The 14,255-nt window shown below is 71.9% G+C and carries 11 protein-coding genes; 8 read left to right on the forward strand and 3 right to left on the reverse strand.

All coding sequences use genetic code 11. The features are described 5' to 3' along the window. Position 1: 1 nt before the first annotated feature. A complete protein-coding gene (locus ACFPZ3_RS35930) occupies positions 2-547 on the reverse strand; it encodes a cupin domain-containing protein (protein ID WP_379518773.1) in 546 nt (181 codons plus the stop codon). Positions 548-692: 145 nt separating this feature from the next. Here ACFPZ3_RS35930 and ACFPZ3_RS35935 point away from each other — a divergent pair, with 145 nt between their 5' ends. From ACFPZ3_RS35935 to ACFPZ3_RS35955, 5 genes are all read left to right on the forward strand, one after another. Beyond that, on the forward strand, positions 693-2,273 hold the full coding sequence (locus ACFPZ3_RS35935) for an SWIM zinc finger family protein (RefSeq protein WP_379519024.1): 1,581 nt from the start codon (positions 693-695) through the stop codon (positions 2,271-2,273). Beyond that, entirely contained in the window at positions 2,270-3,622 is a 1,353-nt protein-coding gene (locus tag ACFPZ3_RS35940; RefSeq protein ID WP_379518774.1) for a DUF5691 domain-containing protein, read from the forward strand. Before ACFPZ3_RS35935 ends, ACFPZ3_RS35940 begins: the two co-directional genes overlap by 4 nt. Further along, positions 3,619-4,683 (forward strand): ATP-binding protein, encoded by a 1,065-nt coding sequence (locus tag ACFPZ3_RS35945; protein WP_379518775.1) that lies wholly within the window; start codon positions 3,619-3,621, stop codon positions 4,681-4,683. Before ACFPZ3_RS35940 ends, ACFPZ3_RS35945 begins: the two co-directional genes overlap by 4 nt. Continuing rightward, positions 4,680-6,899 carry a DUF5682 family protein gene (locus ACFPZ3_RS35950; RefSeq protein ID WP_379518776.1) on the forward strand — a complete coding sequence of 740 codons (2,220 nt, stop codon included), beginning with the start codon at positions 4,680-4,682 and terminating at the stop codon, positions 6,897-6,899. Before ACFPZ3_RS35945 ends, ACFPZ3_RS35950 begins: the two co-directional genes overlap by 4 nt. 78 nt (positions 6,900-6,977) lie before the next feature. Next, positions 6,978-8,135, forward strand: a complete 1,158-nt coding sequence (locus ACFPZ3_RS35955) for a VWA domain-containing protein (protein WP_379518777.1) — start codon at positions 6,978-6,980, stop codon at positions 8,133-8,135. A 3-nt stretch (positions 8,136-8,138) separates the two neighbouring features. Here ACFPZ3_RS35955 and ACFPZ3_RS35960 read toward each other — a convergent pair whose 3' ends face one another. Beyond that, complete coding sequence (locus ACFPZ3_RS35960) at positions 8,139-9,584, reverse strand: MFS transporter (protein WP_379518778.1); 1,446 nt, start codon at positions 9,582-9,584, stop codon at positions 8,139-8,141. Positions 9,585-9,697: 113 nt separating this feature from the next. Between ACFPZ3_RS35960 and ACFPZ3_RS35965 the strand changes: the two genes are divergently transcribed. From ACFPZ3_RS35965 to ACFPZ3_RS35975, 3 genes are all read left to right on the forward strand, one after another. Beyond that, positions 9,698-10,429 carry a TetR/AcrR family transcriptional regulator C-terminal domain-containing protein gene (locus ACFPZ3_RS35965; RefSeq protein WP_379518779.1) on the forward strand — a complete coding sequence of 244 codons (732 nt, stop codon included), beginning with the start codon at positions 9,698-9,700 and terminating at the stop codon, positions 10,427-10,429. Positions 10,430-10,504: 75 nt separating this feature from the next. After that, positions 10,505-11,890, forward strand: a complete 1,386-nt coding sequence (locus ACFPZ3_RS35970; RefSeq protein ID WP_379518780.1) for an MFS transporter — start codon at positions 10,505-10,507, stop codon at positions 11,888-11,890. Positions 11,891-11,901: 11 nt separating this feature from the next. Continuing rightward, positions 11,902-12,906, forward strand: a complete 1,005-nt coding sequence (locus ACFPZ3_RS35975) for an enolase C-terminal domain-like protein (protein WP_379518781.1) — start codon at positions 11,902-11,904, stop codon at positions 12,904-12,906. 14 nt (positions 12,907-12,920) lie between these two features. Here the strand turns inward: ACFPZ3_RS35975 and ACFPZ3_RS35980 are convergent, their stop codons facing one another. Further along, positions 12,921-14,219: an MFS transporter gene (locus tag ACFPZ3_RS35980; protein ID WP_379518782.1), complete on the reverse strand. Its 1,299-nt coding sequence runs from the start codon at positions 14,217-14,219 to the stop codon at positions 12,921-12,923. Positions 14,220-14,255: the final 36 nt, after the last annotated feature.

Consider the following 14,255-nt stretch of genomic DNA (forward strand, 5'->3'; position numbering starts at 1 on the left):
GCTACGCGGTGAAGTCGGTGAAGTCGAAGCCCGGGGAGACGACGCAGGTCACCAGCACCGCCTCGTCGCCGGCGGGACGCGCCGACTGCCACACCCCGCCGGGAACGACCGCCTGCGGCACCTGGCCGCGTTCCACGTCGGCCCCCAGGACCACCGTGGCGTCGCCGATCGTCAGGTCGAGCGGGCCGCCCCGGTGCCACAACCACAGCTCCGCCGACCTGACCGCGTGCGGCACCGACTCCTCGCCCGGCTGCAGCAGGAAGTAGATGGCGGTGGCACTGGCGCGCGGCCCCGGGTACCCGTCCGGCGTGAACGTCACCGGCGATCTCCACGTCTCGCGGAACCAGCCGCCCTCCGGGTGGGGCAGCAGGTCGAGGGCCGCGGCGACGGGCGGGCGCTCGACGAAGGCGACCGGGGCGCCCGTGACGTCCCGGCGCAGGAATCGGTCGCCGTCGAGGACGAGCTGGCCGTCGGGCGGGCCGGCCAGGGCCGCCGCCTCGTCGGGCACCTCGATGGACGGGCCGTCGGGGTAGATCCGCAATTCCACAGGATGAGTTTAAGGGGATACTCCGGACGGGTGCTGCACGGCAGGCTCGCTGCCGAGCCGTCGGCTGACCCCCGCCCGATCGGCACCAAGATGTCGCCGGACCCGGCGCGAAATGTCGGTCAGGCTGGCTAGTCTGCGGCAGGTGATGGAACGGTGGAGCCGTGATCAGGTCCTCGCCCTCGCCCCCGACACGCCGTCCCAGAAGGCGGCGCAGGGGGTGGCGGCGCCCGGGAAATGGTCCTTACGCGGCACGACGGGCACGGTGTTGTTCGGCGAGTGCAAGGGCAGCGGCGCCAAGCCCTACCTCGCGGCCGTCGACCTGACCGAGCCCGCCTACCGGTGCAGCTGCCCGAGCAGGAAGTTCCCGTGCAAGCACGCGCTCGGGCTGCTGCTTCTGTGGTCCGCCGACGGCGTGCCCGTCCAGGAGGCCATGCCGCAGTGGGTCAGCGAATGGCTGGACGGCCGGGCCGACCGTGCCGAGAAGTCGGCCGCGCGCCTCGAAGCAGCCCGCGCCAAGGTCGCCGCCGAAGCCGCGGCCGCCGCCGCCGAGACGCCCGCCGAAGAACAGGGGATTGCCGGAGACTCGGGCTCAGGCGTACCGACCCTCGACGAGCTCGGTGCGAGCCAGTCGGGCCAGGAAGGCCAGTCAGGCCGGGAGGGTCTGTCAGGCCCGGAGGGTCAGGAGGGTCGATCGGGCCCGGAGGGTCAGGAGGGTCGATCGGGCCCGGAGGGTCAGGAGGGCCTATCGGGGCGGGTAGGCCTGTCGGGCCGGGAGGGTCAGGAGAGCCGGTCGGGTACGCGTGGTGCGGTGGGGCGGGCTGGTGCGGTGGGAGGGTCAGGCGCCGGGGGAGAGTCCGTGCGGCACTCGCGAGTGGCCGCCGGGCTGTCCGACCTGGAGCGGTGGCTGGCCGACCAGGTGCGCCAAGGGCTGGCGGGGGCCGGTGAGCACGACTGGGACGGCCTGGCCAAGCGGCTCATCGACGCCCAGGCCCCCGGCGTGGCGGGCATCGTGTCCCGGCTGTCCCGGGTGCGGGCCGAGGAGGGGTGGCCGGGGCGGCTGCTGGAGGAATACGCCCTGATCAACCTGCTCGCCGTCGCCTACCGGGTGCGCGCCGAGCTGCCCGGCCCCCTCGCGCAGACCGTCCTGATCCGCGCCGGATTCCCCATCCCCAGGGAAGAGGTGCTGACGGGGCCCGCCGTACGCGACCAGTGGGACATCCTGGGCAGGCGCGACGAGGAGCAGGACCGATTGACGGCACGCCGCGTCTGGTTGCGCGGCCGTAACACCGGCAGGGCCGCCCTCATCCTGTCCTTCGCCCCCCAGGGACAACCGCTGGACGCCTCCCTGGTGACGGGCGCCGCGATCGACGCCGACCTCACCTACTACCCGGGCGCGGCCCCCCTGCGAGCCCTGGTGGCCACCCGCCACGGCACCCCCACGTCCCCGGCCGTCCCGTCCGGCGTGTCCCCGGAGGAGGCGCTGGACGATGTGGCGCGGGCGCTGGCGGAAGATCCGTGGACCGAGTCGTGGCCGCTGGTCCTCGCCGGGGTCGTCCCCACGAGGACCACCGTCGGCGGGCTCCCTCTCCACCTCCGATCCCACGACCCCTGGCGCCTGATCGCCGTCTCCGGAGGGCGCCCGCTCACCGTGGCCGCCGAGTGGACGCCGCACGGAGTTAGACCCCTGACCACCTGGGACGACGAGGCAAGGGCGGTGATCCTGTGACCGGCTGGGAGGACCTGGCCTCGACGGCGCTGGTGGGCACCGATCGCAGGCCGTACCAAGGAGATCTGCTGCAGGCCGCGGCCGTCGAGGTGGCGCGGCGGCGGGCGGGACGGCGGCCGGCCGAGCGGCCCGAGCAGGCCGAAGAGGAGCGGGCGGCGGAGGAGGAGCGGGAGGCCGTGGCGAGGCGGGCCGCCGAGCGGCTCGCGCGGATCATGGGCGGCGAGCACGAGCGGCTGCTGCCCGAATGGCTGGCCGCGGCCGCCGGCACCGGTCGCAGGGTGCCCGCGTACGTGCTGCCCGAGCTGCTCGAACGCGGCCGGCGTGACCGTTCCATCAGGGTGCACCTCGGCGTGCTGGCCGGGCAGCGAGGCCGGTGGCTGGCCGGGCTGAACCCCGTCTGGGACTACCTGCTGGAGGAGCCCACGGGCGAGACGTGGGAGCTGGGCGGCGCCGCCGACCGCAGGGCCCACCTGCAGGCGCTCAGAAAGGCAGACCCGGACCAGGCCAGAGCGCTGCTGGAGAGCACCTGGGAGCAGGAGACGCCCGACGACCGGGCCGGATTCGCAGAGGTGCTGGCCGAGGGGCTGAGCATGGCGGACGAGCCGTTCCTGGAGGAGGCGCTGGACGATCGCCGCAGGGAGGTGCGCCAGGCCGCCGCCAACCTGCTCGCCCGCCTGCCCGGCTCGCGCATGTCGCGGCGCATGGCCGAGCGGGTGCGCGCCTGCGTGACGATCACCGGTGACGTCATCTCCGTCGACGCCCCCACGGCCTGCGACAAGGCGATGGAACGCGACGGCGTACGCGAGAAGCCGCCCCGCGGCATCGGCGAGCGCGCCTGGTGGTTGCAGCAGATCATCGCCCGCGCCCCGCTGGCGATCTGGGACCGCCCGCCCGTGCTGATGCTGGCGATGAAGATCCCCGAATGGGACGCCGAGGTGAAGGCGGCCTGGGTACGCGCCGCGGTGCTGCAACGGGATCCCGAGTGGGCCCGGGCGATGTTCGGCTGGGACCCGATCGCGGACCTGCTCGAATCCCTCCCGCCCGCCGAACAGCAGGAGCTGGCCGCCCGGTTCGTGCAGAACCACGACCTGGACAGCCAGTTGATCATGGTGCTCGGCGGGGTGTCGTCCCAATGGCGCGAGGCCCTGGCCACGGCCGTTCTGCGCAAGATCGTGCGGGTGGCCACCACGCAGCCGTGGAACCTCGGCGAGCTGGTCAAACTGGCGGGCGAGCACATCGACCCCGGCCTGTACGAGCTGGCCGAGGACTTCTCGCCGGTCGAGCCCATCCAGCAGGTCGCCGCCCTGCTGCGTTTCCGAGCTGACATGTACAAGGAGCTTGCCCCATGACCATTCTGCGCCCGCACGCGGAAGACCAGTACGCGGAGGAGCTGGCCGTCCTGGCCAAGGACGACGACCGTCCCAGGCCGCCGGGCTGGAAGTTGTCGCCGTGGGCCGTCACCACGTACATCCTGGGCGACGGCGGCACCATCACCCCCAAATACGTGGGGTCGCGGCGCATCGTCGAGGTGGCCGTGGCCACGCTGGCGACCGACCGCGCGCTGCTGCTGCTCGGCGTGCCCGGCACCGCGAAGACGTGGTTGTCGGAGCACCTGGCCGCCGCCGTCAGCGGCGACTCGACGCTGCTGGTGCAGGGCACCGCGGGCACGGCGGAGGAGGCCATCCGCTACGGCTGGAACTACGCCAGACTGCTGGCCGAGGGCCCGTCCATGGAGGCGATGACCCCGTCGCCGGTGATGCGGGCCATGGCCGAGGGCCGGATCGCCCGGGTCGAGGAGCTCACCCGCATGCCCTCCGATGTACAAGACGCGCTGATCACCGTGCTGTCGGAGAAGACGCTGCCGATCCCCGAGCTCAACCGCGAGGTCCAGGCCGAGCGCGGCTTCAACGTCATCGCCACCGCCAACGACCGCGACCGGGGCGTCAACGAGCTGTCCAGCGCGCTGCGCCGCCGCTTCAACACCGTCGTCCTGCCGGTCCCCGCCACCGCCGAGGAGGAGGTGGACATCGTGGCCCGCCGCGTCATCCAGCTCGGGCGGTCCCTGGAGTTGCCGGAGACGACGACGGGGCTGACGGAGATCCGCCGTGTGGTGACGGTGTTCAGGGAGCTGCGCACCGGGGTGACGGAGGACGGCCGCACGAAGGTCAAGTCGCCCAGCGGCACCCTGTCCACCGCCGAGGCAATCTCGGTCCTGACCAGCGGCATCGCGCTGGCCGCCCACTTCGGCGACGGGACCCTGCGGCCGTCCGACGTGGCCGCCGGGATCGTCGGCGCGGTGGTGCAGGAGCCGGTCTCGGATCGGGTGGTGTGGCGCGAATACCTCGAGACCGTCGTACGCGAGCGCTCCGACTGGCGCGACTTCTACCGCGCCTGCCGCGAGGTCTCATGAGCGAGGTCTCCGTCCTGGGCGTACGCCATCACGGGCCCGGCTCCGCGCGCGCCGTCCGCGGGGAGCTCGAACGCCTGCGCCCCGACGTCATCCTCATCGAGGGCCCGCCCGAGGCCGACGCCCTGGTCGCGCTCGCCCCCGATCTGGAGCCGCCGGTCGCGCTGCTCGCCCACGTGCCGGGCGCGCCGTCCAGTGCCGCGTTCTGGCCGTTCGCCGCGTTCTCGCCCGAATGGCAGGCGATCCTGTACGGGACGTCCAACGGCGTCCCGATACGCTTCTGCGACCTGCCCGCCGCCCATTCCCTGGCCGACGACGGCGAACGTGCCCCGGCCGGCCCCGACGAGGCCGGCGACCCTGAGCGCGAGGCGCCCTCACTGCGGACCGACCCGATCGGCGTCCTGGCCGAGGCGGCCGGATACGACGATCCGGAGCGCTGGTGGGAGGACGTCGTCGAGCACCGGGGCGGTGACACGCCGTTCGAGGTGATCGCCGAGGCCATGGCCGCCGTACGCGAAGGGTATGAACCGGACGAACGGGAGGCCAGGCGCGAGGCGTACATGCGCAAGACCCTCCGCGCGGCCCTCAAGCAGGGCTTCGGCCGGATCGCGGTGATCTGCGGCGCCTGGCACGTGCCCGCGCTGACCGGCCCCCTGCCGCCAGCCACCGCGGACAACGCCCTCCTGCGCGGCCTGCCGAAGGTGAAGGCCGAGCTGACGTGGGTGCCGTGGACGTACGGGCGGCTGGCCTCCTGGAGCGGGTACGGCGCGGGGATCACCTCGCCGGGCTGGTACCACCACCTGTTCGCCGCGCCCGACCGGCCGGTGGAGCGGTGGCTGGCCGGGGCCGCGGCGGTGCTGCGCGACGAGGGGCTGCCCGTGTCGTCCGCGCACGTCATCGAGTCCGTACGCCTCGCCGACAGCCTGGCCACCCTGCGCGGCAGACCCCTGGCGGGGCTGGGCGAGGTCACCGAGGCCGCCAGGGCCGTGTTGTGCGAGGGCGACGACCTGGCCGTGGAGCTGATCCAGCGGCGCATGGTCGTCGGCGACCGGCTCGGCCACGTATCCGACGGCACCCCGATGGTGCCGCTCCAGCGCGACCTGCGCGAGCAGCAGCGGCGGCTCAAGCTCAAGCCCGAGGCGCTCGACAGGGAGCTCGACATCGACCTGCGCAAGCCCCTCGACCTGGACCGCAGCCATCTGCTGCACCGGCTGCGGCTGCTCGGGGTGGGATGGGGCACGCCTGGGCAGGCGCGCGGAAAGGGCACGTTCAGGGAGACGTGGACGCTGCAGTGGCGGCCCGAGCACGACCTCGCGCTCATCGAGCACGCCGCACTCGGCACCACCGTGGCCGCCGCCGCGGCGCAGCGGGCCGGGGACCTGGCGGGGGCGGAGTCGGCGGCGCTGGCGGACCTGACGTCGCTGGTGGAGCAGTGCCTGCTGGCCGACCTGCCGCAGGCGCTGCCCGAGGTGCTGGCGGCGCTGTCGGCCAAGGCGGCGCTGGACACCGACGTCACCCACCTCATGGCGGCGCTGCCCGCGATGGTGCGCGCCCACCGGTACGGCGACGTGCGCGGCACCCCGGCCGAGGGGCTGGCGGTGATCGTCCGCTCGATGCTGGAACGGATCTGCGTCGGCCTGCCGGTGGCGGTGACGGGGCTCGACGACGACGCGGCGGCCGACCTGCTCAAGCACGTGGACGCGGTGCACTCGGCCGTCGCCCTCCTCTCCGACGACGCAGGGGAGGAGACGTCGCCGCGCAGCCGGTGGATGGTCACGCTGCGCGGCATCAGCGACCGGCAGGACCTGCACGGGCTGATCGAGGGCCGTCTCACCCGGATCCTGCTGGACTCCGGGGAGCTGGACGACGCCGGTGACCGCATGTCCAGGGCCATGTCCCGGGGGCAGGCCCCGGCGCGGGCGGCGGCGTGGGTCGAGGGGTTCCTGGCCGGGGGCGGGCTGCTGCTCGTCCACGACCCGCGCCTGCTGGGCCTGGTGGACGGGTGGCTCACCGGGTTGTCCCGCGAGCAGTTCACCGACGTGCTGCCGCTGCTGCGCCGCACGTTCGGCGGGTACGCGGCGCCGGAGCGCAGGGCCATCGGCGAACGGCTCCGCTCGTCCGGGCGGGACGACGGGGAGGCGGAACCGGACGTGGACGAGCGCCGCGCCGCGGCGGCCGTCGCAACGGTCCTGTCGATCATCGGAAAGGCGGGCGGATGACCGGGTCCCGGAGACGCGTCACGAGGGAGGCGGGCGAATGAGCGAGGCCCGGAGATGCGTCACGAGGAAGGCGGGCGGATGAACGCGGTGGATGAGCGGATGCGGCGCTGGCGGCTGGTGCTCGGCGGCGGCCCCGCCGACGGCACCGGGTGCGCCCTGGAAGGCGTGGACGCGCAGATGGACGCCGCCTTGGCCGCCGTCTACGACCAGGGCGGCGAGTCGGGCGGGAAGCGGGAGGGCGGCCTGGGCGCGTCGGCCCCGCGGGTGGCCCGCTGGCTGGGCGACATCCGTAGATACTTCCCCTCCACCGTCGTCCAGGTCATGCAGAAGGACGCGATCGAGAAGCTGAACCTCACCAGGCTCCTGCTCGAACCCGAGATGCTCGAGGCCGTGGAGCCCGACGTGCACCTGGTCGGCACGCTGCTCGCGCTCAACAAGGTGATGCCCGACCAGGCCCGCGAGTCCGCCAGGACCCTGGTCCGCAGGGTCGTGTCGGAGCTGGAGCGCAGGCTGGTCCAGAAGACCAGGGCGGCGGTGACCGGCGCTCTCGACCGCTCGGCCAGGACGCACCGCCCGAAGCGGGTGGCCGACATCGACTGGGACCGTACGATCAGGGCGAACCTCAAGAACTACCTGCCGGAGAAGAACACCGTCGTCCCCTCCCGCCTCGTCGGGTACGCCCGCAGGCAGCGCTCGGTGCAGCGCGAGGTGGTGTTGTGCATCGACCAGAGCGGCTCGATGGCGGCCTCGGTGGTCTATTCGAGCGTGTTCGGGGCGGTGCTGGCGTCGATGCGGTCGCTGAAGACCTCGCTCGTCGTGTTCGACACGGCGGTGGTGGACCTCACGGAGCGGCTGCACGACCCGGTGGAGCTGCTGTTCGGCACCCAGCTCGGCGGCGGCACCGACATCAACCGGGCCATCGCCTACGGCCAGGGCCTCATCACCCGCCCGGCCAACTCGATCTTCATCCTGATCAGCGACCTGTACGAGGGCGGCGTCAGGCAGGAGATGTTGCGCCGGGTGGCGGCGATGACGCAGGCCGGTGTGCAGGTGATCGTGCTGCTCGCGCTGTCCGACGAGGGCGCGCCGTTCTACGACCACGAGAACGCCGCCGCTCTGGCCGCGATGGGCGTGCCCGCGTTCGCCTGCACGCCCGACGCCTTCCCCGACCTGATGGCGGCCGCGATCGAACGGCGTGACATCACCCGATGGGCCGAACGCCACGCCGCTCCCTGAGCGTCAATGGGCCTGCTGTTCCGGCCTGGCACGCCGGGGCAGCAGGTAGGACAGCGCGAACGTCAACGCCAGCAACCCCACCTCGACCCACACCGTGACCTGCATGGACGAGCCGAAACTCCACTCGGCGGCGAGCAGGTTGAAAAACAGCGTGCCGAGTACGGCGGTGCCGAGCGCGCCGCCGAGCTGCTGGATCCCGGTCAGCGTGCCGGAGGCGGAGCCGGACTCGTGCGGCTCGACCCCGGCCAGCACGATGTCGAAGAACGGCGCCATGGTCAGCCCCATCCCGATGCCGACCAGGGCCAGGCCGGGAGCGAGCTGCCAGCCGCTGACCTCGACCCCGGCCAGGTTGATGGTCACGGCGAGCACCGCAGCGCCGGCCCCCATCACCAGGGTGCCGATCTGCAGCAGGCCACGGCCGAGCTTCTCCTGCAGCCCCGACATCGCCAGGGCGAAGCCGGCGACGCCGCCGATCGCCTGAGGCAGCGCGGCCAGGCCGGCTTCGAGCGGGGTGAACCCGAGGCCGATCTGCGTGTAGAGGCTGAAGACCAGGCCGAAGCCCATCATGCCGGAGAAGAAGGCCAGCCCGGCCACGAGGCCGCCGGTGAAGGCCCGCTTGTGGAACAGGCTGGGTGTGATCAGCGGGTCACGGCCCGAGGCGGCGCGGCGCGACTCGTACCGGCCGAAGAGGGCGAACATCACGACCGAGGCGGCCATCGAGACGAACGTCCAGGCCGGCCAGCCCAGCTCGCGGCCCTGGATGAGAGGGAAGACCAGCAGGAACGCGGCGGCGGAGACGAGCGCGACGCCGGGCAGGTCGAGCTTGGTGGCGTCGGAGAGGCGGTACTCGGGCAGGTAGCGCAGCGCGGCCAGCACGGCGGCAAGGCCGATCGGCAGGTTGATCAGGAAGATCATGCGCCAGCCCGTGCCGAAGAAGTCGGCGTCCACCAGCCAGCCCGCCAGGACCGGGCCGCCGACGGAGGAGATGGTCATGACCGGCCCGAACATGCCGAACGCCTTGCCCAGCTCCGACGGCGGGAACATCTCCTTGATCAGCCCCAGGCCCTGCGGGATCATCACCGCCCCGAACAGGCCCTGCGCCACCCGGCTGGCGATCAGCATCTCGGGGCTGACGGCGAGTCCGCACAGCAGCGAGGCGGCGGTGAAGCCGCACGCGCCGATCACGAACATGCGCTTCCTGCCGAACAGGTCGCCAAGTCGCCCGCCGGTGATCAGGCCGACGGCCATGGCCAAGGTGTAGCCCGCGCCGAGCCACTGCACGAGGCTTTCCGAGCCGCCCAGTTCCTTCCGGATCGTCGGGGCGGCGATCACGGTCACAAGGGCGTCGAGCAGATCCATGACCTCGGCGGCCAGGATCACGAACAGGGCGACCCAGCGCCGGCGATAGGGCTGGATCCCGGTCGTCGCCGCGGACGCGGTGACTGTCATAAGGACTCCTTCATAACGATGTTCGTAGGTAACGAACGACGTTCGTTACGAACACCGTTTTTATCGACGAACAACGTTCGTGTCAAGTAACACTGTTCGTGTACGCTGTTCGCATGGTGGATCGCAACGAAGGCGGCGTGCCCGCGCCGCCGTGGCGTAAGTCGCGCAGGTCGGCGCAGCCCAAGCGGCAGCTCAGCCAGGATCTGATCATCGAGGCCGGGCTGCGGATCCTCGACGCGGAAGGGCTCGACGGGCTGAACATGAGACGGGTCGCCCAGGAGCTCGACACCGGCCCCGCCTCGCTCTACGCGCACGTGGCCGGCAAGGAGGAGTTGCTGGAGCTGATCTACGACCGGGTGCTCGGCGAGATCCGGCTGCCCGAGCGCGATCCTGGCCGGTGGAAGGAGCAGCTCAGGGCCTACGCCATGGAGGCGCATCGCGTGCTGGGCGCGCACGCCGACGTGGCCAGGGCGGCGCTGGCGACCATCCCGTCGGGGGAGAACTCGCTGCGCGCCGGCGAGTTCGTCTTCGGGCTGCTGATCGAGGCCGGCATGTCGCCGCGCGAGGCGTCACTGACGATGGACCGGCTCTCCCTCTACATCGTCGGCGACGCCTACGAAGGCTCCCTGCACTACGCCCGCATGCGGGCGGCCGGGCTGAGCGACAAGCGGGAATACTTCGAGTCGTTCGTCAACCAGATCTCGAGCTACTACCGGTCGCTGCCGTCGGAGCGGTTCCCGCACGTGAGCAAATATGTGGACGACCTGGTCGCCGACGACGGCGAGGAGCGCTTCCGCTACGGCCTCGACCTGATGCTCGACGGCATCGAGGCCCGCATGGCGTGAGCGCGTGCTTAGGGCTAATTGCCTAGGCCCCACGCCCGATGTGCTGACCTGGGGCTTCGCCATAACTTGGCCGGTATGACAACGACTGTTGAAGGATCTACGGCCACCGCCCCGGCTGGCGTGCTGTCCCCGCGCTACCGGGCGCTCAGCATCGGACTGGTCGCGCTGGTCACACTGCTGGCCTTCGAGGCGATGGCGGTCGCCACCGCCATGCCCGTCGTGGCGCGCGAACTCGACGGCATGCCCCTGTACAACCTGGCCTTCAGCGCCACCCTGGCGGCCAGCGTGATCGCGACGGTGCTGGGCGGGCGATGGAGCGACGTGCGGGGGCCGCTGCAGCCCATCGGGGCCGGCGTGGTGGCGTTCGTGGCGGGGCTGCTGCTGGCCGGGTTCGCGCCGAGCATGGAGGTGTTCGTGCTGGGCCGGTTCGTGCAGGGGCTGGGCACCGGATTGACGCAGGTTTCGCTGTACGTGCTGGTGGCCAGGGTGTTTCCCGGCTCGTTGCATCCCAAGGTGTTCGCCCTGTTCTCGGCCGCCTGGGTGGTGCCCTCGATGATCGGCCCCGCCATCGCCGGGTTCGTGGTCGAGAACACCGACTGGCGGTGGATCTTCCTCGGCGTCACCTTGATCGTCATCCCGTCGGCGCTGCTGCTCTGGCGCGGCACGAGCGGCCGCGCCATCGAGAACGGCATCGCCGAACCCGCCCCCGGCCTCGGCCGCAAGCTCATCTGGGCCACGCTGACCGCCGTGGCCGCCGCGTTGATCCAGTACGGCAGCGCGCTCAAGCTGGCCGGCCTGCCCCTGCTGCTGGTCGGGATCGTGCTGCTGGCCGCGGGCCTGCCCAAGCTGCTGCTGCCCGGCTCGCTCAAGGCCGCCCGCGGCCTGCCCACCGCGCCCGTCCTGCGTGGCCTGGCCTTCGGCTCGCTGACGGCGGCCGAGGTGCTCATCCCGCTCATGCTGATGAGCGAGCGCGGCCTGACCCCCACCGGCGCCGGCGTCGTGCTCACCATCGGCGCGCTCGGCTGGTCCACCGGCTCCTGGATCAAGGGCCGTGGCGCCATCAGCCACATGACCGCCATCCGCGGCGGCTCCGCCATGATCGCCGTCGGCATCGGGCTGGTGACGCTCGTGCTGATCGACTCCGTGCCGCTCGCCGTCGCGTACGTGGGCATGGCCATCGCCGGGCTCGGCATCGGCGCGCTGCACCCCACGGTGTCCGTGCTGGTGCTGAAGCTGTCCAAGGAGGGTGAGGAAGGCCAGAACAGCGCCGCCGTGGGCGTGGGTGAGTCGGTGTTCACCGTGGTCGCCGTCGCGGTCAGCGGCGCCCTGTTCACCGCCGCCGGAGGCAGCTACGTGGCCGGGCTCGCCTTCACCGCCGCGCTCGCCGTCGTGGCCTTCCTTCTGGCCCCGCGTTTTGTGCACGCTTCCGCAGCAGGCACTATGGAGGAAACCGCGTCATAAAAGGGGGGTACATGCCGCGAGTGCGTGAGCTCGAGGTCTTCCGGCTGGTCCTGCCCTTCGGCAGGAGGTCGGAGAGCCTGCTCGTGAAGCTCACCGACCATGGCGGCATGACCGGATGGGGCGAGGTCACCTCGCCCCAGGCGAAAACCTGGTCGCAGCTGGAGGAGAGTCTCGCCGCGCTGCTGATCGGGGTCGACTGGGAACATCCCGACACCGTGCCCAGCGGCGACTCAGCGGTGGACATGGCCTGCTGGGACCTGTGGACCAGGATGCGCGGGGTGCCGCTCGCCGAGGGGATCGGCGGCACCCGCACCTCGCTCATGGCCACCGTCCGGCTGAGCCCCGACCCCTCGCTCGAAAGCCTCGTGGCCCGGGTCAACCAGCAGGTCTGTGCCGGGTACGGGCACGTCACGCTGGACATCCGGCCCGGATGGGACGTCGAGCCCGTGCGGGCTGTGCGGGCGGCGTACCCGGCCCTGACCCTCGCCGTCGACGGCGGCAACGCCTACTCGGAGCTCGGCCAGCTCGTCGCCCTCGACTCCTACGGCCTGGAGGTCATCGAGCGGCCCTTCCCGACCGCCGACGTCTACGCCCACGCCTCCCTCCAGGACGAGGTGTCCGCGTCGGTGGCGGTCGAGGCCGGCTCGTTCGCCGTGCTGGACGACTACCTGACGCTCCGCGCGGCCCGCGTCCTGCTGCTGCGGCCCGCCGCGTTCCCGTCGTTGTCGGAGGCCAGGCGCGCCCACGACCGGGCCGCGGCCGCGGGGTGGGACATCCAGTGCACGGGCGGGCAGGGTGCGGGGCTGGCCCGGGCGGCGACCGTCGCCGTGGCCAGCCTGCCGGGATGCACACTGCCGTGCGACGTGACCCAGCCGCCCCGGCAGAACCAGATCGTCACGCCCATCGTGGGGGCCAACGCCGGGGTCATCGCGGTGCCCCTGACGCAGTCGGGGCTGGGGCACGACATCGACGAGACGCGGGTGCGCCGGCTGGCGAAGGAATCGTTCCACGCCTGACGCCGGCGGCGTCCTCAGGATCGGACGCCCAGGGGCTCCACCTTCTTCAGGATCACCGCGTACGTGAAGGCCCCCAGCAGCGCCACCGCCGAGATCACCATCAGCGGCACGGTGAACGACGACGTCCGGTCCACCAGCACGCCGACCATGATCGGGCTGATGATGCCGGCGAAGTTGGAGGCGAAGTTCTGGATGCCGCCGATCGAGGCGACGTGCCGGTCGGCCGGGGCGACGTCGGCGGGCAGGGACCAGATGTTGGCGGCGGCGAACGTCGAGCCCGCGTACGCGATCGACAGCAGCGCCAGCGCCATCCACGCCTGGGGCACCAGCACCGCGGCGCCGATCACGGTCGAGACCAGGAACCCGCCCGAGATGAACATCTTCCTGACCTTCGTCACCGAGTCGCCCGCCGCGATGCGGCGGTCCGCCAGCCAGCCGCCCAGCCACTCGGCGCCGATCGCCACCAGCCCCGGCAGCGCCCCGAACAGCCCCAGCTTCAGCAGGCTGAACTCCCGCTCCTCCACCAGATAGGTCGGGAAGAAGGTGAGAAAGAAGTAGACGACCATGTTGAGGCAGAAGAAGCCGAGCATCATCGCCCAGATCGTGCGATAGCGGAACAAGTCCCGCCACCGGATCTTGTCCCCCTCGCCCTCGTCGTCGCCCTCGAACCCCCGGGCCCCGCCTTCGCGCAGGTACGTCAGCTCCTCCTCGGTGATCTTCGGGTGCTCCTGCGGATCCCGGTAGGTCCGCCACCACCCGAACGCCCACGCCAGCCCCACGACCCCGATGATCGCGAACGTCCACCGCCACCCCAGCCACGCGATCAGCGCCGTGACGATGGGCAGCGCGATGACCCCGCCCACGCGGGAGCCGGAGTCCCAGATCCCGGTGGCCAGCGCCCGTTCGTGCCGGGGGAACCAGCGGCCGACGACCTTGGCGCTGGTCGTGGCGGCCGGGCTCTCGCCGATGCCCAGCAGCAGCCGGACGCCGAACAACGACGCGAAGCTGCCGGCCAGCGCCGTCAGTGAGGTGAACAGCGACCACCACACGGCGGCGAAGGTGAACGTCCTGCGCGGCCCGTACCGATCCACGAACCATCCGGCGGCGAGCTGGAAGAAGTCGTAGGACCAGAAGAACGCCGCCAGGATCATGCCCTCCTCGGTCTTGCTGAGCTGGAAGGTCTCGCCCATGAACGGCAGGGCGACACCGAGGCTGGCTCGGTCCAGGTAGTTGATGACGAGTCCGGCGAAGACGTAGCTGATCATGTACCAGCGCAGCCGGCCGCGCACGGTACTCCGGAGGGTTGTGGTCATCGCGATCCTCAGTACTATTTCCTATTGGATATTTCG

This window comes from Nonomuraea insulae (genome assembly GCF_042656245.1).

Bases quoted from the DNA above. Each gene is read 5' to 3' on its own strand.
- ACFPZ3_RS35935 (WP_379519024.1), top strand. From the start codon at position 693: ATGGAACGGTGGAGCCGTGATCAGGTCCTCGCCCTCGCCCCCGACACG.
- ACFPZ3_RS35945 (WP_379518775.1), top strand. From the start codon at position 3,619: ATGACCATTCTGCGCCCGCACGCGGAAGACCAGTACGCGGAGGAGCTG.
- ACFPZ3_RS35950 (WP_379518776.1), top strand. From the start codon at position 4,680: ATGAGCGAGGTCTCCGTCCTGGGCGTACGCCATCACGGGCCCGGCTCC.
- ACFPZ3_RS35955 (WP_379518777.1), top strand. From the start codon at position 6,978: ATGAACGCGGTGGATGAGCGGATGCGGCGCTGGCGGCTGGTGCTCGGC.
- ACFPZ3_RS35960 (WP_379518778.1), bottom strand. From the start codon at position 9,584: ATGACAGTCACCGCGTCCGCGGCGACGACCGGGATCCAGCCCTATCGC.
- ACFPZ3_RS35965 (WP_379518779.1), top strand. From the start codon at position 9,698: ATGGTGGATCGCAACGAAGGCGGCGTGCCCGCGCCGCCGTGGCGTAAG.
- ACFPZ3_RS35970 (WP_379518780.1), top strand. From the start codon at position 10,505: ATGACAACGACTGTTGAAGGATCTACGGCCACCGCCCCGGCTGGCGTG.
- ACFPZ3_RS35975 (WP_379518781.1), top strand. From the start codon at position 11,902: ATGCCGCGAGTGCGTGAGCTCGAGGTCTTCCGGCTGGTCCTGCCCTTC.
- ACFPZ3_RS35980 (WP_379518782.1), bottom strand. From the start codon at position 14,219: ATGACCACAACCCTCCGGAGTACCGTGCGCGGCCGGCTGCGCTGGTAC.